At 38.7% G+C, this 19,606-nt stretch carries 15 protein-coding genes and 1 pseudogene; 12 read left to right on the top strand and 4 right to left on the bottom strand.

The window, feature by feature from the left end; all coding sequences use genetic code 11:
- Positions 1 to 105 precede the first annotated feature (105 nt).
- From aceA to LS41612_RS22190, 8 genes are all read left to right on the top strand, one after another.
- Entirely contained in the window at positions 106 to 1,389 is a 1,284-nt protein-coding gene (gene aceA, locus LS41612_RS22225) for an isocitrate lyase (protein WP_024360814.1), read from the top strand.
- 99 nt (positions 1,390 to 1,488) lie between these two features.
- The gene (gene aceB, locus LS41612_RS22220) at positions 1,489 to 3,087 is read left to right on the top strand and encodes a malate synthase A (protein WP_024360813.1); all 1,599 of its coding nucleotides are present in this window, start codon (positions 1,489 to 1,491) and stop codon (positions 3,085 to 3,087) included.
- Between the two features lie 271 nt (positions 3,088 to 3,358).
- The gene (locus LS41612_RS22215) at positions 3,359 to 4,531 is read left to right on the top strand and encodes a pyridoxal-phosphate-dependent aminotransferase family protein (RefSeq protein ID WP_024360812.1); all 1,173 of its coding nucleotides are present in this window, start codon (positions 3,359 to 3,361) and stop codon (positions 4,529 to 4,531) included.
- Positions 4,532 to 4,806: 275 nt separating this feature from the next.
- Complete coding sequence (locus LS41612_RS22210) at positions 4,807 to 5,202, top strand: GntR family transcriptional regulator (protein WP_024360811.1); 396 nt, start codon at positions 4,807 to 4,809, stop codon at positions 5,200 to 5,202.
- Between the two features lies 1 nt (position 5,203).
- The gene (locus LS41612_RS22205; protein WP_024360810.1) at positions 5,204 to 6,301 is read left to right on the top strand and encodes a DUF1648 domain-containing protein; all 1,098 of its coding nucleotides are present in this window, start codon (positions 5,204 to 5,206) and stop codon (positions 6,299 to 6,301) included.
- A gap of 82 nt (positions 6,302 to 6,383) precedes the next feature.
- Positions 6,384 to 7,058 carry a response regulator transcription factor gene (locus tag LS41612_RS22200; RefSeq protein ID WP_024360809.1) on the top strand — a complete coding sequence of 225 codons (675 nt, stop codon included), beginning with the start codon at positions 6,384 to 6,386 and terminating at the stop codon, positions 7,056 to 7,058.
- A complete protein-coding gene (locus tag LS41612_RS22195; RefSeq protein ID WP_024360808.1) occupies positions 7,055 to 8,425 on the top strand; it encodes a HAMP domain-containing sensor histidine kinase in 1,371 nt (456 codons plus the stop codon). Before LS41612_RS22200 ends, LS41612_RS22195 begins: the two co-directional genes overlap by 4 nt.
- A gap of 72 nt (positions 8,426 to 8,497) precedes the next feature.
- Positions 8,498 to 8,902 carry a hypothetical protein gene (locus LS41612_RS22190; RefSeq protein WP_024360807.1) on the top strand — a complete coding sequence of 135 codons (405 nt, stop codon included), beginning with the start codon at positions 8,498 to 8,500 and terminating at the stop codon, positions 8,900 to 8,902.
- Positions 8,903 to 9,051: 149 nt separating this feature from the next.
- Here the strand turns inward: LS41612_RS22190 and LS41612_RS22185 are convergent, their stop codons facing one another.
- Positions 9,052 to 10,989, bottom strand: coding sequence for an SEL1-like repeat protein (locus LS41612_RS22185; RefSeq protein ID WP_233433821.1), 1,938 nt, complete (start codon positions 10,987 to 10,989; stop codon positions 9,052 to 9,054).
- Between the two features lie 162 nt (positions 10,990 to 11,151).
- On the opposite strand from LS41612_RS22185, the gene LS41612_RS22180 reads away from it, so the two are divergent.
- The 4 genes from LS41612_RS22180 to LS41612_RS22165 all read left to right on the top strand — a co-directional run bounded on the left by LS41612_RS22180 (position 11,152) and on the right by LS41612_RS22165 (position 15,177).
- Positions 11,152 to 11,850, top strand: coding sequence for a glycosyltransferase family 2 protein (locus tag LS41612_RS22180; RefSeq protein WP_029747046.1), 699 nt, complete (start codon positions 11,152 to 11,154; stop codon positions 11,848 to 11,850).
- Between the two features lie 101 nt (positions 11,851 to 11,951).
- Positions 11,952 to 12,212: a metal-sensitive transcriptional regulator gene (locus LS41612_RS22175; RefSeq protein ID WP_024360805.1), complete on the top strand. Its 261-nt coding sequence runs from the start codon at positions 11,952 to 11,954 to the stop codon at positions 12,210 to 12,212.
- Positions 12,213 to 12,587: 375 nt separating this feature from the next.
- On the top strand, positions 12,588 to 13,739 hold the full coding sequence (locus tag LS41612_RS22170) for a transglutaminase domain-containing protein (RefSeq protein WP_024360804.1): 1,152 nt from the start codon (positions 12,588 to 12,590) through the stop codon (positions 13,737 to 13,739).
- A gap of 145 nt (positions 13,740 to 13,884) precedes the next feature.
- Entirely contained in the window at positions 13,885 to 15,177 is a 1,293-nt protein-coding gene (locus LS41612_RS22165; protein WP_024360803.1) for a transglutaminase domain-containing protein, read from the top strand.
- Between the two features lie 219 nt (positions 15,178 to 15,396).
- Here the strand turns inward: LS41612_RS22165 and LS41612_RS22160 are convergent, their stop codons facing one another.
- From LS41612_RS22160 to LS41612_RS22150, 3 genes and pseudogenes are all read right to left on the bottom strand, one after another.
- Positions 15,397 to 16,344: an N-acetylglucosamine kinase gene (locus LS41612_RS22160; protein WP_024360802.1), complete on the bottom strand. Its 948-nt coding sequence runs from the start codon at positions 16,342 to 16,344 to the stop codon at positions 15,397 to 15,399.
- Positions 16,341 to 17,855, bottom strand: coding sequence for an argininosuccinate lyase (gene argH / locus LS41612_RS22155; RefSeq protein ID WP_024360801.1), 1,515 nt, complete (start codon positions 17,853 to 17,855; stop codon positions 16,341 to 16,343). The genes LS41612_RS22160 and argH overlap by 4 nt, the downstream gene beginning before the upstream one ends.
- A gap of 28 nt (positions 17,856 to 17,883) precedes the next feature.
- A pseudogene (locus LS41612_RS22150) lies at positions 17,884 to 19,605 on the bottom strand (ABC transporter permease).
- Between the last annotated feature and the right edge of the window lies 1 nt (position 19,606).

Genomic DNA, 19,606 nt, shown 5'->3' with positions numbered 1-19,606 from the left:
TACTGTTATATATTAATTTACAACAAATAAACCTGTTATGGAACAGAAATTAAAAAGTTTTTTAACAGAGTATATTTTACACAAAGGGGAAGGTGGAATTTCAATATGTCAACACGTCAAGATAAAATTCAAGCTTTAGAAAAACAATGGGCAGAAAACCCACGTTGGGCTGGTATTGAACGCGCTTATACGGCTGAAGAGGTAGTTAAATTACAAGGTTCTGTTGTAATTGAACAGACTTTAGCAACAAAAGGTGCTAAACGACTTTGGAAATCATTACACGAAGAACCGTTTATTAATGCATTAGGTGCATTAACTGGTAATCAAGCGGTTCAACAAGTAAAAGCAGGATTAAAAGCAATCTACTTATCTGGCTGGCAAGTAGCCGCTGATGCTAACCTTTCAGGTCAAATGTACCCTGACCAATCTTTATACCCAGCTAACTCTGTACCAGCTGTAGTAAAACGTATCAATCAAGCGCTACAACGCGCTGATCAAATCGACCATGCTGAAGGTCGTGTAGACGATTTCGATTGGTTTGCACCAATCGTAGCTGATGCTGAAGCTGGCTTCGGTGGTCCTTTAAACGTATTCGAACTTGTTAAAGGAATGATTGAAGCAGGAGCTGCTGGTGTGCATTTAGAAGACCAATTAGCTTCTGAGAAAAAATGTGGACACTTAGGTGGTAAAGTATTACTTCCTACACAAAACGCAGTTCGTAACTTAATTGCTGCTCGTCTTGCAACAGATGTAATGGGCGTAGATACAATCTTAATCGCACGTACAGATGCTGATGCTGCAGATATGGTAACTTCTGATATTGACCCACGTGATGCTGAATTTATTACTGGCGAACGTACACCAGAAGGCTTCTTCCGAACAACACCAGGTATTAAACAAGCGATTGCTCGTGGTCTAGCTTACGCACCATATGCAGATTTAATCTGGTGTGAAACGTCTAAGCCGTCACTTGAAGAAGCTCGTGAGTTCGCAGCGGCGATTCATGCTGAATTCCCTGGTAAAATGCTTGCTTACAACTGTTCACCTTCATTTAACTGGAAAGCAAACCTTTCAGAAGAAGAGATTGCAGAATATCAACGTGAGTTAGGTAAATTGGGTTACAAATTCCAATTCGTAACATTAGCTGGCTTCCATGCATTAAACCACTCTATGTTTGAGTTAGCTCATGACTATAAAGATAACGGCATGGCTGCATACTCTAAACTTCAACAAGCTGAGTTTGCTTCTGAATCTAAAGGCTATACAGCTACTCGTCACCAACGCGAAGTAGGTACAGGTTACTTCGATGATGTGTCACAAGTTATTTCTGGTGGTACTTCTTCAACAACAGCGATGGCTGGTTCTACAGAAACAGAACAATTCGTTTAATTCGATTACGTTAATTCCTAAATTCATAATCATAGATAAGTTTCCCTCGCACCTCCTAAGCGGGGGAAACTTAAATCACGAGAGGTGGGGGAACTACTAATGGAACAGGCAACTACAGGTAAGCTTAAAATTGTTGGACAACAAAACGAGCAAACAAAAGAAGTTTTAACACCGGAGGCCCTTGAGTTTGTTCTTGCCCTGCATGAAAAATTCGATGCTCGTCGTAAAGAGCTTTTAGAGGCTCGTCAAGATCGTCAGAAGCGTCTAGATGCTGGTGAGAAACTCGACTTCCTACCAGAAACAAAGCATATTCGTGAGGGAGATTGGACAATTGCGCCACTGCCTGCAGATTTACAAGATCGACGCGTAGAAATTACTGGACCAGTAGACCGCAAAATGGTTATTAACGCATTAAATTCTGGTGCGAAAATGTTCATGGCTTGCTTTGAGGATGCTTCAGCTCCTACTTGGGAAAACATGATTTCTGGTCAAATTAATATGCGTGATGCCATTAATAAGACGATTGAATTTACTCAAGCGTCAAACGGTAAAACGTATAAATTAAATAAAGAAACAGCGGTATTACTAGTACGTCCACGTGGTCTTCATTTACTTGAAAAACATGTGTTGGTAGATGGTGAGCCAGTTTCAGGTAGTTTCTTCGATTTTGGTCTTTATTTATTCCACAATGCTAAAAATGCATTGGCAAAAGGCACGGGTCCATACTTCTATCTACCGAAGTTAGAAAGTCATTTAGAGGCTCGCTTGTGGAATGATGTCTTTATCTTTGCACAAGATTATATTGGTATTCCACAAGGTACAATTAAAGCGACAGTTTTAATTGAAACAATATTAGCTGCATTTGAAATGGATGAAATTTTATACGAGCTTCGCGATCATTCAGCAGGTCTAAATTGTGGTCGTTGGGATTATATTTTCAGCTACATTAAACGACTGCGCAATCAACCTGATGTGATTTTACCTGATCGTGGTCAAGTAACAATGACAGTTCCATTTATGAAGGCTTACACGTCTTTATGTATCCAAACATGTCATAAGCGCAACGCACCTGCTATGGGTGGTATGGCTGCACAAATACCTGTTAAAGGCGATGATGAGGCGAATGCAGTAGCATTTGCAAAGGTTGCGGAAGATAAACGTCGTGAAGCAACGGATGGCCATGATGGAACTTGGGTAGCACACCCTGGTATGGTGGCAACAGCTATGGAGCAGTTTGATGCGATTATGAAAACACCAAACCAAATCCATAAAAAACGCGAAGATGTGAATGTAAAGGCTGAAGATTTAGTAGCTGTTCCAGAAGGGACAATTACCCTTGAAGGTCTTCGTATTAACTGTAGCGTAGGAGTTCAGTACATTGCTTCTTGGTTACGAGGCAACGGAGCTGCACCAATTAACAACTTGATGGAAGATGCTGCAACTGCAGAAATCTCCCGTACACAAGTATGGCAATGGATTCGTCATCCAAAGGGTATTTTAGATGATGGGCGTGGTATTACATTAGCATTTGTGCTGGAAATATTGGAAGAAGAGCTTGTGAAAATTAAAGAGGCTGTTGGGGAACAAGCCTATAACAGTGGTCGCTATGCTGAAGCTGCTGAACTGTTTAAATCTTTAATTGAGCAAGATGAATTCGTGGAATTCTTGACACTTCCAGGCTATGAAAAATTAAGTTAATTGATAGAAATCTACTAACGAACATATCTAACTTTCCTTAAACACTGTGGGCTGAACTCGAATGCAGCTCACTAATTCCAACTAATGTAACGAACGGAGTCTGTTCCTCCGTTTCTTACAAAAAATGAGCACTGTTTAATAAAAGGGGTCTACTTATATTAATCGTAAGTATTGAGATTTAAAAATGGGGTGCAAGATGTCTTACAAGCTTTGATGGGGGGCTTGTAAGGCATTTTTCTATACTTAGAAATCATTTAGAGGGGGAAAAGAGATGAGTACTAATAAAGAAATACTATTAATTCCTGGTCCTACACCCGTAGTTGAGGAAATATATGATGCTTTGGCAAGCGAAACCCGTGGGCATACAGATCCACGTTTTGTGGCAATTTATAAAAACGCATTAGCACAAACAAAAAAACTATTCCAAACGGATGGCGAAGTGTTTGTACTAGCAGGTTCTGGAACGCTAGCAATGGAAATGGCGATTGTTAATACTGTGGGTAAGGGAGAAAAAATACTCGTTATTAGTCACGGATATTTTGGTGATCGTTTTACGCCTTTAGCAACTGCTTATGGTATTCAGGTAGACGTGATACAAGCAGAATGGGGAAAACAAGTTGAACCAGCAACAGTAAAGGCAAAATTAGCTGAAGCTAATTATAAGGCAGTCACTATTACACATGCAGATACATCTACAGGCGTCGCTTCGGATCTCGATGCATTGGTACCTATTATTAAAAGTGCAGGGGCATTAATTATTTTAGATGGTGTTGTCGCAACAGCAGCGCTAGATGAAAATATGAATAAAACATATGGTCATCCTGACTATAAATTAGATGTTGTACTAACTGGCTCACAAAAAGCAATCGGGATACCACCAGGTTTAGCCATTATCGCCTTTAATCAATCAGCCTTAAAGGCTCGTGAAGCGCTAGGAACGATACCCGCATACTATAGTGATATAGAAAATTGGATTCCGGTTATGAATGATCCAGGGAAATATTTTGCAACACCACCTGTAAATTTAATTTATGCTTATGATGTTGCTATGAAGATGGTTTTAGATGAAGGTATTGTTAAGCGTGAGGCACGTCATCTAGCGTACGGTCGCGCTATGCGTTTAGCATTATCTACGTATGGTATGAAAGCACTAGCTGACGAAACAGTAGCAGCTACAACTTTAAGTTGTATGCTCTATCCGGAGGGCGTAGAGGATGCCAAGTTCCGTGCGAAGCTTGCTGAAAAAGGTGTAATTGTTGCTGGGGCTTTGGCTCATTTAGCAGGTAAAGCATTCCGTATTGGGCATATGGGCAATACAACACCCGCAATGCTTGAACAAGCCGTGAGACGAATTGGTGAATCACTTAATGAATTAGGACATGCAGTAGTAGTAGAAGAAGCAGTTGCACGCTTAAGAGAACAATTAGCAGTAGGAACGAATTAATATTAGAAAAGGTGTCTCAAAAGTACATGAGACATCTTTTTTGTTATTTAACCTAAGAATCGCTTGCAAATAAGGTTCAGAGTAGAAAATCGGCAAGCATGTTTGGGATGATAGTAATAAAGTTTCGATCTGTACAAAAATAATGAGAAGCAAAGTGTACTTGTAAGAAAGTTCATTGCAAAACAATTTAAGCTCTTACAGAATAGCTCCTTTTTCTATGCATAAAATTGGTTATTTGTTATACTTATTATATAACAAATATGGAGTTGATTTAGATGTTTATTCAAATAGAGCCATTATCGAATGTACCTATCTATGAACAGGTTACACGGCAAATTATAGAGGGTATCGCGAGAGGGGACATGGGACCGGGGGATACATTGCCGTCGGTACGAAGTTTAGCAGCCGATTTAGGTGTCAATATGCATACGGTTAATAAGAGTTACCATGAACTTGAGGCGAAGGGCATTATAACGATTCGTGCTAAATCAGGAGCAATTATTCGTTCAACGGAGGAGCGTGCATTAACGCCTGAACAGTTGCAGCAGATTGAAAAAAATTTAAAGCCTGTTGTGGCAGAAGGAATGGTGCTCGGTGCAACAGTGGATCAAATTGAGCACATGATGAAAAAGGTATTCGCTGACTTGCAACTGCCAGCAGAAGGGGTGTAGCATGCTACTAGGTATTTTTACAATAATGTATGTGATGACATTAGCTATGCAAGTTTTTGTCCCTTACATTGTACGTGAGACTATTGTATTTGGCGTTACTGTACCAGAACAAAATATAAAGCATTCTGCATTAGCTCTTGCGAAAAAACGATATGCGCAAACAGTAGGGCTTTTTGGCGTGCTGATTTTAATACTTATGCTAATGCTTAACTGGTCGCTTGCACCTTCTGAAAGTGCACAAGGCATCCTTTTACTAAGCTGTTTATTTGGCATGCTGGCGATTAGTATGGTGTTATACTGGTTAAACCATCAGAAAGTGATGAAGTTGAAAATACGCGAGCAATGGGGCATGAATATAAAACAGGTGCGAGCAGTTGATTTAACTGCTCGTAGTCGTGATGAAATGCTTCCATGGCCCTTCTATGTGGTGCCTATAGGCGTTACGATTTTTCTTATTATTTTTACATTATTACATTATAGTCAAATACCAAATGCTGTAGCGGTGCATTGGGGACCAAGTGGAGCGGCGGATGCATGGCGAGAAAAAACCTATTTTATTGCGATTTCATTACCACTAGTTATGTTGATGATGCAATGTATGATGTGGGGCACTGCAGATTCACTTAAGCGTTCGGCTATTCGCATGTCTATTAATCGTCAGCAGGAGTCATTAGAAAATGAATTAAAAACACGAAAGTTTATGAGCTGGAATATAGCATTGATTAGCTATAGTTTAACCGCATTATTGACCATACTACAGCTAAGTAATATTTATCCTTCAATGGCTGAAGGCAATAAACTATTACCATTCTTTATTGCATTTCTATTTTTAATTTTAGGTTCAGTGCTAGTTTATGCATGGAAAAAGCGACAATTACGGTTGAAATATGAAGATAATGTGGTGTCAGAGGTAATGGATATTGATGAGGATCGTTACTGGAAAGGCGGTCTTATTTATATGAATCGTCAGGACCCATCTGTTTTTGTAGAAAAACGTTTTGGTGTAGGCTGGACAATGAATTTTGCAAATCCAAGAGGCTATATTGTCATTGTTTTACCACTGCTGATATTGCTGCTGATTTCTATAATTTCTTTTTAGTGCCAGTCACCTAAACAATGTCCAAACAATTCTGATAATTTAGGGTGGAGGGCGCTAGTATATTGAACGGAGGCAAGAGGGAATGAAAATTTTAGTTGTCGATGATGATGTGCATATTTTACAGTTAGTGAATATTTATTTAACTCGCGAAGGCTATCAAGTCATGCAGGCAGAGAATGGGGAACAAGCTTTGCAATTGCTGGATGGAAATATGCCCGATTTGGCAGTAGTGGATGTCATGATGCCCGGAATGGATGGTTTTAAGTTAACAGAAATTTTAAGTAAGGATTATGATATCCCTGTGCTGTTATTAACGGCTAAGGGAGAGCTTGAAGATAAGGAGCGAGGCTTTTTAGCAGGTTCGGATGACTATGTCGTTAAGCCGTTCGAGCCAAAGGAATTACTGTTTCGTATTACGGCTATTTTGCGTAGGCTTGATAAAAAAAACCAAGTAACGATACAGGTGGGTAAGCTTGAAATTGATCGCCGTAGCTTTGAGGTTACAATTGGTGGTGACACGCTTCTGTTACCTTTAAAAGAGTTTGAGCTGTTAGCGCTACTTGCCTCTCGTCCAAATCAAGTATTTACACGGAGCATTATTATGGAGCAAGTATGGGGTTACGACTATGAAGGTGATGAACAAACATTAAATACACATGTGAAGCGGATTCGCGAGCGATTGCATCGTTACAATACAGATGTCGAAATTACAACGGTGCGTGGTGTCGGTTATAAGCTTGAGGTAAGTGCACCATGAAGACGTTATATAGTAAATTTGTTATCACGACAATGCTCATTATGATTGGCAGTTTATGTATTGGATTTTTAATGACGAATACATATTATCACCAAGTGACTAAAGAAAAAAATGATGCAAAAAACGTTGCGATTGCACAAGATATTGCCGACTATATTGAATCAGCGAAAGAAATGGATTTAGATAATTATTTAACAACGCTTGGCGATATTGGGTATCAAATATATGTTACAACTGGAGAGGAACATCGTTTTTTTGGTGGCGAATATCGAGATAAGAAATTGCCCACTGATATTATCCAGCAAGTATTAGATGGGGAAGTCTATCATGGGATGCGAGATTTTCCAAAAGAGACATTTATGACAGGCTTTTTTGCGAATGAGTTAATAAATACTATTGGTGTACCCTTTACGTATCATAACGAGCAATATGCATTGTTTATTCGACCAGATATTCGATTCTTGTTCTCAGAGGCCCATACGTTATTAGGTGGTCTCATTCTTGGGATGGCGGTGATGAGCTTACTTGCCATGTTATTATTTGCAAAGGCACTTATTCGTCCGATTACAAAGTTAACCGAAGCAACTCATCAACTTGCCCATGAAAAGTTTGATACGTTGCTTGAAATTGACCGAGCAGATGAAATTGGACAACTGGCGGATAGTTTTAATGTCATGACAGAAAAACTACAGGAAAATGACAGAATGCGAAAACAGTTTATAAGTAATGTATCCCATGACTTTCAATCCCCGTTATTGAATATTCAAGGGTATGTCGATTTATTGAAAAATCCTACGCTTGCAGAACCTGAACGGCAAGAATACGCAACGATTATAGAGCTAGAAACAAAGCGACTTTCGACATTGACAAAGCAACTATTATTGCTGACATCACTCGATCAATCTACCAGAATGTTAAAGCGAGAACCGTATCCGTTAGATGAGCAATTGAAGGAAACAGTGCGAAAATATCGTTGGCAGTTAGAGGAAGCGAATGTGCAATTATCGTATCAGATTGAGCCAGTAATTTATAATGGCGATGCAAGTCTATTGCAAAATGTCTGGGATAATTTATTAACAAACGCCATTAAATATAATGTTAATGGTGGAGACATTCATATCCAACTTCAGGAACAAACGACTTTTGTAGAGGTATTAGTAAAGGATAGCGGCATTGGTATGACTACAGAACAATTGCAAAAGGTATATGACCGTTTTTATAGAGCTGACGAGTCTAGAACGAAACAGGGGACAGGTCTCGGTCTTGCAATTGTTAAACAAATTATTGAATTGCACGGTGGTAAAGTGCAAATGGAAAGTGCGTTGAACGAAGGGACAAGTGTTTGTATACACCTACCAAAATTGTAATATGGAGTTCATGTAAAGTTCATATTCAAACGATAAACTTCTACGTAAGTTAAAACTTGGAGGAGTTATCGTATGGAGCAAAAATGGAGTATACGTCTTATTCGACTCGCTGCGATTTTCGCATTGGTGGGTACGTATTTAGGTTCGCATATGTCAGGGTCAGGAAGTTATGAGTTTCGACCAATTCACGCACACGTTTTACTTGTTGGTTGGTTAAGTATGTTTGCATGGGGAATTTTCTACCGTGCCTTTAAAGTAAAATCACAAAAGTTAGTGACATTACACGGCTGGACGGCAATTATTGGCGTCTTCGGCTTAACACTTGGAATGTGGTTCTACAATATTAATCCATTCAACTTTAATCATACATTGACTTTAGTTTTCTTTATTGTCGGTGGTACAACTTTATTAATTAGTTTTGCGCTATTTATCGTTGTAACATTTATGATTAATCAAAAAGAAGAAATGAAAAACTAATATAAAAACCGCGTCAATAACTAACGCGGTTAGCATGGAGGCAAATTCAATAAAATTTGAGTTTGCCTCCATTTTTAATTTTACGGATTTCTTTTTATAGGTACTCTTTTTTACAAGTACGACTCGCACTAGTTCGCCTCAGGAAGCACTTATGTTAAATGTTCTAAAGATTTTTTTAGCCAACGTGTTGCCTCATTATAATCTTGAGCAACGCCTTGTCCTTTTTTATAAAGCATACCAAGCTGAAATTGCGCTTTTTGATGTCCCTTATTGGCAGCAAGTCGATAAAGTTGTGCTGCTTTGGCAAAATCTTTAGGCACACCTTGTCCATGACTATGCATTTGGGCTAACTGGAATTGAGCTTTAGCATGTCCTTTACTCGCCGCTTGTTCAATCCATTTTGCAGCCTCTGTAAAATCTTGCTTTACACCTTTCCCCTTATCAAATAAATTACCAAGTTGATATTGCGCACCTGAATGCCCTTGAAGAGCGGCAAGCCTATAGCAACGTCGAGCTTCATCTAAGTCTTGGGGAACACCTAAACCTTGTTCATATAATAATCCTAGCTGATACTCCGCCTGAATATGTGATTGGTCGGTTGCAGCTCTCCACCATCTCACTGCTTCAGTATAATTCAATGTAACACCTGTCCCTTTTGCATAAAGAAGCCCTAGCTCGAATTGAGCATCAGCATAGCCTTTGTCAGCAGCCATTTTAAAATAGGGTAATGCTTTATCGGGCTGTTGAAGTTGATAGACATAAAGAAGCCCCAACTCGTAGCCAGCACTAATATGACCACTGTCAGCAGCAAGTTGTAACCAACTTTCTGCTCGTGTGTTATCCTTCTCCTTTTGGTAGAGGATACCAAGGCAATATTGCGCATTGGTATGTCCGTTATGGGCAGCAAGTTTAAACCATTTCATTGCTTCAACGTGATCCTGCTGTATACCTAACCCTGAATTGTATAGCATCGCTAATTGAAATTCGGCATTGGTATGGTCTTGAAGAGCAGCTAAATGGAACCATCTCGCAGCTTCCTCCATATTTTGTGAGATACCACGACCTTTAAGATACATATACCCAAGGTTATATTGCGCGCTTGCATCTCCAGCAAGTGCTGCCATTTCAAAATAGGCTATCGCTTCCTCAAAGCTTTGTTGCACACCAGTCCCATTATGGTAAAGAAAGCCGAGATTATTTTGTGCACTAGTGTTACCTTGATTGGCAGCTGAAATATACCATTTTGCGGCCTCTGTAAAATTAACAGGAAGCCCCAGCCCCTGATTATAAAGTACACCTAGATTGTACTGTGCATCGGCATTTCCTAAATCTGCAGCACATTTATAATATTTTGCAGCCTCTTCATAATTTTGTACAACACCTTGCCCTAAATGGTAAAGCACGCCGAGACTATAAAGTGCGTTCGCATCTTGTTGTGCGGCTGCTTTCTCATACCATGTTTTGGCAGCTGTATAATCTTTTTGGACGCCACGACCATGATTATAAAGGAAGCCTAAATTGTATTGTGCACTTGCATTGCCTTTTTCAGCAGCTAATTCAAACCAATTAGCCGCATGTTCATAGTCCTTCGCAGAGTAGTGATCCAGCGTCTTCGTATCGATTGGCGGCAAAATATCTTCAAATTTAGCGCCTTTTCGCGAGGACATGGACATTTTAAGTTTCCGATCATAACGATGAATAAACCATTCAACGATATCACTAACATAATCGAGGACAATTTTGGCGGCTTTTGCTTCAACAATGTCATTATTGCTAGTACTTGTCATTTTTAGGACAAGTTCCATTAATAAATAAATGCGACGTGGATGTATTTTTGCTATAAACGTACGATTATTTAATAGTGTTCGCATATTTTTTATTTTAGGTTTGGCGTGCATTTCCAGCTCGTAAAAGTCATAAACAATCTCCTCGACAACGAGGCGTGACTTATGTAAGGAGATGGAAGGTTGGGATATAGCATGAGTGCTAGCTTCTTCTAGACTTTCTGCTAAATGCGTAAACGATAATATGTGTAACTTTTTACATTGTTCATGTAGGATTTCATATTGTATAACGATTGTACTCACCTCTTCTTAACCAATTCACGGTAGCAGCCTTTTTTCATATATCGGGAAAATATTAAAGTTATTGATGTTTTTACAATGAAATCATCGGTTGAATTGTCGACATTCCATGTTACTATTTGATATAAGAGTTTGTTTATAGTTATTGGGGGGATTGTTTAATTGATGAAAAACATTGCAGCAATTATTCCAACATATAATCCGCAACAATCATTTGTAACATTCGTACATCAATTATTAGCTACCTCCATTTCCCAAGTTATTATTGTGAATGACGGTAGCGATCAAAAATATACAAGTATTTTTGAAGAGTTAAAGAAAATAGATAGCTGCAAGGTTCTTCAGCATGAACACAATATTGGAAAGGGAGGCGCATTAAAAACTGCATTCTCCTATGTATGGTCTAAACGTGTGAAGTTTCATGGTGTATTAACAGTAGGTGCACATGGGCAACATACGTTACAAGATATCAAACTAGTATTGAACATGACAAAAGTTTTTTCAGAAGGTATTGTGCTAGGCATACGAAATTTTCATTCTTCGGATAGTACATTTTTTTCCTATTGGGGAAATCGAGCGACTAGTTTGTTGTTTGAATTACTATTCCATAAAAAACTGATGGATACACAAACAGGTTTGCGTTACATAGCAATCAATGAGTTACCATGGCTTATTAAAGTGCAAGGTGATCGTTTTGACTACGATACAAATATGCTTGTCGTCGCTCTAAGAAGAAAATGTCCCATTTTCGAAGTAGAAATTGGTCAGCTACGCATAAAAAAGAATTCAATTATGCAATACGATGAACTAACAAATGCAGGTACTGTAATGACTAAAATGCTTATAAAATATTTAAAACCTTAGCAAGAATGATGTGGCAGGTTTATTTCTTATATTTTGTGCTAGGATAAGAATAATAATTACTCAACTGGACGTCGCGAGTATAAAAAGAAGGGGTAATGAATGTGGAATATTCAGATCAAGTAAAAAATCGTGTAAAGCGCATGGAAGGTCAGCTACGCGGTATTTTAAAAATGATGGAAGAAGAAAAGGATTGTAAGGCTGTTATTACGCAATTATCAGCAGTGCGTTCAGCAGTAGATCGTACAGTAGGTGTCATTGTGAGTACGAATCTGTTGGAATGTGTCCAAAATGCGGAAGGTGACGGCGAGAAAATGAATGAATTGATTCAAGAAGCGGTTAATTTAGTTGTTAAAAGCCGTTGATTGTTAAGGCTAATATAAAAAGCATAAAATTAAAATGGATTATTGTTAAATCGACAAGCTCTGCTTCTTCACTTTTCATTGGACAACGGTAAGCCTCCTGAAGGCTCGATGAATTCGTTATTCAATAAAAGTCGATGTAGCGGGGCTTGTGTCGTCTTACAGGTCTTAGTAGTCTAAAAGAAGTGAATTGATGAATTTTGCAAAAAATTACTTTAATTTAGTAGATTTATAGTAAAGGTAGGTGTAAAAACCTAATTATTGGAATGAAATATTGTAGAAAAAAGTCGTATGTAGTGAACTTGTATGATAGATTTAAAGTTGCATTTTCTTTTATAATTAATATAAAGATATTATATAAGAGAAGGTGAATCTATCTTGAAAAAATGGTTATTAAGCAGTGCCACATTGTTGATGTTAAGCCCAACTGTAGCCAATGCACAAAGTGCACAGACTCAACCATTAAACACTCCTGCACCGATTGTATACAATGCGATGGCTAGTACGAAGATAGCAACTGTTGATCAATTAACAAAAGAAATAGCAAAGCAACTTAATAATTTTGCGACTGAAATTAAAGTTACATATAGTGGTTCAATGACGGATATGGACAAGTTTATGGAGGCATTTGAAAAGGCGCAGCAACAAGCTACGTATGCTAGTGGTCATCTTCAAAGCATTTCAATGTCTGCTGACTCTGTCGGGAATGTAACCTATAAAGTAAAATACTTTACAAATGCCACACAAGAAGCTGCTGTACAAAAGAAGATTGATAGCATTTTAAAGACGATTATTAAGCCTTCTATGACACCGTTTCAAAAAGTAAAGGCTATTAATGATTATATTGTGTCAAATACTACTTATGGTACAAAAACGAAAGCAAGTCCCCATAGCGCTTACGCTTTACTATTCGAAGGACAAGCTGTATGTCAGGGCTATGCGTTATCAGCTTATAAAATGCTAGAGCAAGCAGGGATTGAAACAAAATATGTAGTAGGTTATGTGAATGGCACTGAAGCACATGCCTGGAATATGGTGAAGCTTGATGGCAAGTGGTATCATCTGGATACAACTTGGAATGATCCGTTACCAAATCGAATAGGGGCATCTTCCTATGATTACTTCCTTGTAACCGATGCACAACTAAACAAAGACCATACTTGGATTACTACAGATTATCCTGCGGCCACAAGTACTACCTATAATTTCATGCAAAATGTACATTTTGCACACCAAATCCAAAATACTTTATACTTCAGCAATACAGCGGATAATGATAAGTTGTATAAACTTGACTTAGTAAGTGGTAAGAAGACGAAGGTGATTGATACTCGTGCACTGTACATTACAGGCGCTGGCGATTATCTTTATTATAGCGATTATAGTAATAGCGGCTACTTAACAAAACTAAATCTTAAAACATTAAAAACAAATGTAGTAGTGAAACAATCTGTAACGGATTTAATGATTGGTAGCGGTTATTTAGTGTATAAAGTTAATTGTAAAGAACAAAAGCAAAAAATGAACTAGTATGCAGTGGACGAAACAACAGGACGTTTCTAGATTACCTGTTGAATGCATATATTATTTATAAGCACAAAAGGACTCTTAAATGAGTTCTTTGTGCTTTTTTTGTATATAATGAAAGTAGTGAAACTGTGTGAGGTGAAGATTTTTGTGGAAGAAGCTAGCGATTATAGTAATATTTATCGTTTTTATGGAACCAATCTATACAGCGGGTAAAGCGACAGTTAAGCAAGTCGTAACTTGGGCAAATAATGATGACATCGAAACGATGCTACTAGCAACAAAAGAAAAAATTGTTGATGTTACCACCAAATTTTCAGAAGATGCCTCAATTCAAACAGCCAACCCTGAAGATGTAAAGAACCAAGAGCTAGCGGTCACTGCTCCAGTTGTAAAGCAGCCTGAAACAAAGCTTGTTGTCACTAATGCGAAGGAAATGGCGGATGCAATGTACGCCTACTATAGTAGTTTTTCGCCTAGCTTTGAAATTCAATATAAAGGAAGTACGCAACGAATCGAGAAAATTGTGGAGGAGGCTTATGATAGTGCCATTAAACGAGACGATTATGTCTATGGTCATATTAGTAAGCATTCCATACGCTTTGAATATGGTAAAAAAACTGCTAAGATTTTTGGAGAACAAAGCTATTTAATGACACCGGAGCAAGCGGCTTATGTAGAGATGAATGCGCAAGAGATCGTTGCTACGATTGCAAAAAACGCGAAAACCGATGTAGAAAAGATTAAAGCAGTAAATGATTATATAGTAGCCAATACAGCTTATACTGAGCAAACAAAGTCAAGCCCACATAGTGCCTATACGGTGCTGGCCGAGCATGGTGGTGTTTGTCAGGGCTATGCGTTATTAGCACACTCAATGTTGCAAAAACTTGGTTTCGAGACAAAATATATTGTGGGTTATGTCGGTCAAGAAGGTCATGCTTGGAATTTAGTAAAACTCGACGGTCAATGGTATCATCTTGATACAACGTGGAATGATCCGGTGCCTGATCGTAAAGGGGCTATAAGATATCAATACTTTTTAGTGGATGATCGCACGATGGCACGCGATCACACATGGATAGCAGACGATTATCCGAAAGCAACAAGTACCGCTTATAGCTATTATCAAGATATTGATTTTCCTGCACAGGTAGGAAATCAACTATTCTATAGCAGTATTTCTGATGACAATAGATTATATGTGCTTGATATGACTACAGGCAAAGCACAGCGTGTCACGAAAACGCGTGCACAATATATCGTTTATGCAGATGGATGGCTATACTTTAGTAATTATTCACATGGTGCTTATTTAACGAAAATTCGCCCCGATGGAAGTGGCGAACAACTGCTGAATAAGGAAGACACGAAGGATTTATTTATTAAGGACGGTTATTTATATTTCATGACGAATGAACTAAAGAAAATGCAACTATAATTTAAATGCAGTCATTACTGTTGCTGGCTACGCAGTTTACAGTAGGATGCCACTCTTTACTTCAATCATATTTTGTTCAAGCTATTAAAAAGCTAAAATATAACAAAGAGACTGGGATAAAAGAGAAAGGTGTTAGATTGATGGTAGTCAATCTAACACCTTTTTGCTGCGCCGTTGTTATGTCCCAGCCTCTTTGTCGACACTTGGGGGCGTGGGATATTACAAATTGTCATACGCCCTTTTTGAACGATTGATAATATAAGATATTGGCTGATGTTGACATAAGGAAACATTAATTTTCGGATACATTGAAGTCATTTCTTGTGAAAATATTTTTAAAATCAGAGGGTTATGTTTTATAGCACCCCCATTACAATAAAAGTTAAATGGTTGGCCTTGATAACTGATTTTTTTAAGTACCGCACAAGCAAGGAGCACTAATTCATGGGCTGCCTGAGTGGATATTTGAATAGCACATGTATCTTTTTTGGCAACGGCATCGGCCAAAAATGCCCCCATTTTGGCTAATTGTGCATTTGTATAAGAAGGGCGGAATAACCATGCTGCGAGCTCGGTGACATCCTGAATACGTAAATAGTTATAAACAGCATCTTTTAATAGCGTCGCTTCCCCTCGGCCATCTTCCATCCGAAAAATGGCACGTATGACTTCCTGCCCAAGCCAATAGCCACTTCCTTCATCGCCCGCACGATGGCCCCAACCACCAGTGCGGGCAATTTGTTGCCCATCGAATGCATAGGCAATAGCCCCTGTTCCTGCGATTAGTAGCGCACCTGCTTGTCCTTCAGTGACACCTAATAAAGTAGCTTGTGCATCATTTTCGACGATTAACGTATGGATATCTAGCTGTTCCGCTGTAATTGCCTCATGAACCATTGCGGTCACATTTTGATGATCCTTTGGAGAATCAATTCCAGCCATAGCAAACGTGGCGACGGCGATTTTAGAGATAGCTTGTTCCTGCAAAAATACACGAGCTTTGCTTAATAACGCTCGTAGTATTTCTGTTGCAGACTCTATGCCGATCGCCTGATAATTGGATCCGCCCATTGTTGTTGTATATTGAATTTCACCTGACTCGGCATGTACGATGGCACATGCCGTTTTAGTTGCACCACCGTCTATTATTAGTAGCCATTTATTCATTGATCCCATTCCTCTATAAACAAAATTAATTGCTTCTCCGCCTCTGTAATAGCTAATTCTTTCTGTTGAATCCACTCAAGTAAGGTATTGGCTTGTGCCTTCGAACGTTCGATCGAAGCCCGCATCGTTTCAGGGGAGGGGCCACCTAGTAATGTTCGGACATTTACGAAGAACTCGGGTTTTAAAGTATGATAGAAATCTTCTTCAGAAATAACTAACGGTTTGCCAGTAACCAATTTGGCTTGTGTATTGGCTAATCCCCACGTAAGACTTGCCAATGATTCTTCACCGTGAGCAAGCAATACTTTAATACATTTACTTACGATACTATGGGCTTGGCGAAATGAAATACCTTCCGAACGCACTAACGTATCAGCAAGTTCTGTTACATTGGCAAAGCTATTTTCTGCACGGTTTCGAAGCTTTTTCTTGTTGACATCCATTGTGACAACAAGCGAGCCAAATAATTTATATATACCTATTAATCGATCCATCGCTCGCCATAAATACGGTTGCATATCGTCCTCTGTATCAACAATATCACCAAACGGTGTATTATGTACCATTTGTAGCACTGTACTTGCATCTCCAACAACCGCAGATAGTAATGAGCGCGTATGCTCAATGGACACAGGGTTTCGCTTTTGAGGCATAATAGAGCTAATTTGAACGTATGGACTTGCAAGTGTAAAGGCGTTGAATTCCTGCGTAGCCCATAGTAAAAAGTCTTGTGATGTACGGCCAAGATTCAGTGCCGCAAGTTGCACAATACTTGCTGTTTCAGCAATATAATCAGCTCCAGCAACCGCATCCCATGCATTTTCAATAATATCGTCAAAAGCTAATAAGTCTCGCATACGCTCACGACTAATGTTAAAGCCTGTTGTCGTTAAGGCGGCTGCCCCCATACTGCTCCGATTTATCGTTTTATAGCAATGCTGCATGCGCTCAAAATCACGATCTAGCTGATCAATAACAGCTTTTAAATAATGGGCAAAAGTGGTCGGTTGAGCTTGTTGCGTATGTGTATAGCCAATCATTATCGTATCAATATGCTCCTCGGCAGCTGCAATTAAATCACCGCGTAATTTAAGCAATTCTCCCATAAGCATTAATAATTTTTTGCGCAATGTCATTCGATAAATGGCAATCCCCATATCATTCCGACTTCTACCGATATGAAGATTTCCGGCAACATCACCAGCAAGTTCAATTAATTTATTTTCAATGCGGAAAAATAAATCTTCGTATTGCGGGCTGTAATCTTCTATTCGATAATAGTTCAAATCTAGTTTTTTCAGTGCCAAAGCAATTTGCTTCGCTTCTTCTTTTTTTACAAGTCCTTGTTCTTCTAGCATTTTTAAATGGGCAATATTAATTTGAAGCATAATCGTTAAAAAATTTTTCTTTGCTTCATCATAAGCCGGTTGCAATACAATTTTCCGGTAAATATTCGAAGGAAAAATTATTCCATCCTCTTGCTGAATTTTGTTACGGAAATCTTCAAACATAATTAATGGCCTCCTAATAGAATAACAGTTATATGGCTGAGCCAGCACTGCCCTTTGATAGCTTTTCCGAAATAATAAGTACTATTAAAATTAAGCAAATTTGTAAAACACCATAGGCACAAGCAGTTCCAAATTTAAAGGCATATAACTTTTGAAATATAGCCACAGATAGCGGAATCGTAGAAGTGCTATAAATAAGAATAGAAGCTACGAATTCACCTAAACTTTGGACAAGCGCTAGTAATGTTCCTGCTAATATGCCCGAAAAAGTTAGCGGCAGGACGATACGTCGAAACGTATACCACCAATTTGCACCTAAGCTTCGTGACGCCTCCTCAATCGACTGATCTAATTGCACAAGAGAGGCTGATGTTGAACGGAAAACAAGTGGTAAATGTCTAATAAAATAAGCAAGCGGTAAAATCCAAAACGTACCAATCAGCACCTGGTTAAAGGTAAATATATTTTCAGTGCTAAAGGCAGCAATTAAATTGACAGCAACAACAGTTCCAGGCAGTGCCCAAGGAACCATAATTAAAATATCGAGCAATGTTTTCCCTTTAAAGTTGAGACGCACCATCGCGTAGGCTGCAGCGACACCAAAAAGTACATTACCAAACGTTGCGACAATACCCATTTGGATGGAGTTCCAAATAGGTCTCCACGTTCGCTCATCAGTAAAGAGTGCCACATAATGATCGACAGTGTAGTCGGTGGGCAGTATTTGGGTTTTCCATGCACCATCGACTGAAAAGGAAATTAAAATCAGCACTAAAATGGGTAAAATTAAAATCAGTGTTCCGCCAAATGAAGCTATTGTAGCAATTATTTTCATGAATTTTGAAGATACTTCTGAGCGATGAACACTAATGCCTTTACTCAAATTTTGGTAATTTCTACGGTTTTGGTACCAGCGCATAACAATTAAAAATGAAATGGATACAAACGATAAAATCATTGACTGTGTAGCGGCCATTTCTAAATTACCATTTGTCCGTGATAAGTAAATTTGCATGGTCATCGTTCGTTCGACACCAAACATTAATGGTGCCGTATAAGATGCCATTGATACCATAAAGACGAGCAAGGCAGATGCAATAATAGAAGGTGTCAACATCGGTAAAATAACCTTTGTCCATACACGAATACGCCCTGCACCTAAACTAGTTGCTGCTTCCTCTAATGATGGATCAAGTCCTTTAATAGCAGCCGAAGCGGTTAAATAGAAGTAGGTGTACATGGTAAATGTATGGACAACGATGACACCCCATATACCTTTTAAAGAAAAGGGTACTTGCTTTAAGCCGAATAAATGCTGAATTGCGCGTGGAAAAATGCCACTCTCCCCGTATAGGAATGTAAAAGAGAGTACGCCAACAAGCGGTGGAAGAGCCATTGGCACTAATACTAAAATAGATAATATGCGTCTTCCTGGAAACTCATAGCGTTCCAATAAAAATGCCATTGTTACACCAACAAGTGCACAGCAAATCACGCTAATAATGGATATATATAAACTAGTCCATAGCGCCTCAAGATTAGCAGGGCTAGCAAGGCTAAAAAACTTTTGATAATGACTAAGTGCGTGCTCTCCTGAAAAACTTTGAAGAAAAGTTTAATAGAAAGGATAAATGACATAAGCAAACAATACTAAAAACAAAGGTGAAATTAAAATATAGACAAACCATTTAGATTGCGTTAGCCGTGTCCAAGCATTACTTTGATAAGAATGTACAGGTGGTTTTTCCATG

The organism is Lysinibacillus sphaericus, from assembly GCF_002982115.1.
Lineage (GTDB): Bacteria > Bacillota > Bacilli > Bacillales_A > Planococcaceae > Lysinibacillus > Lysinibacillus sphaericus.
This window is presented reverse-complemented; position numbering and strand designations above follow the sequence as displayed.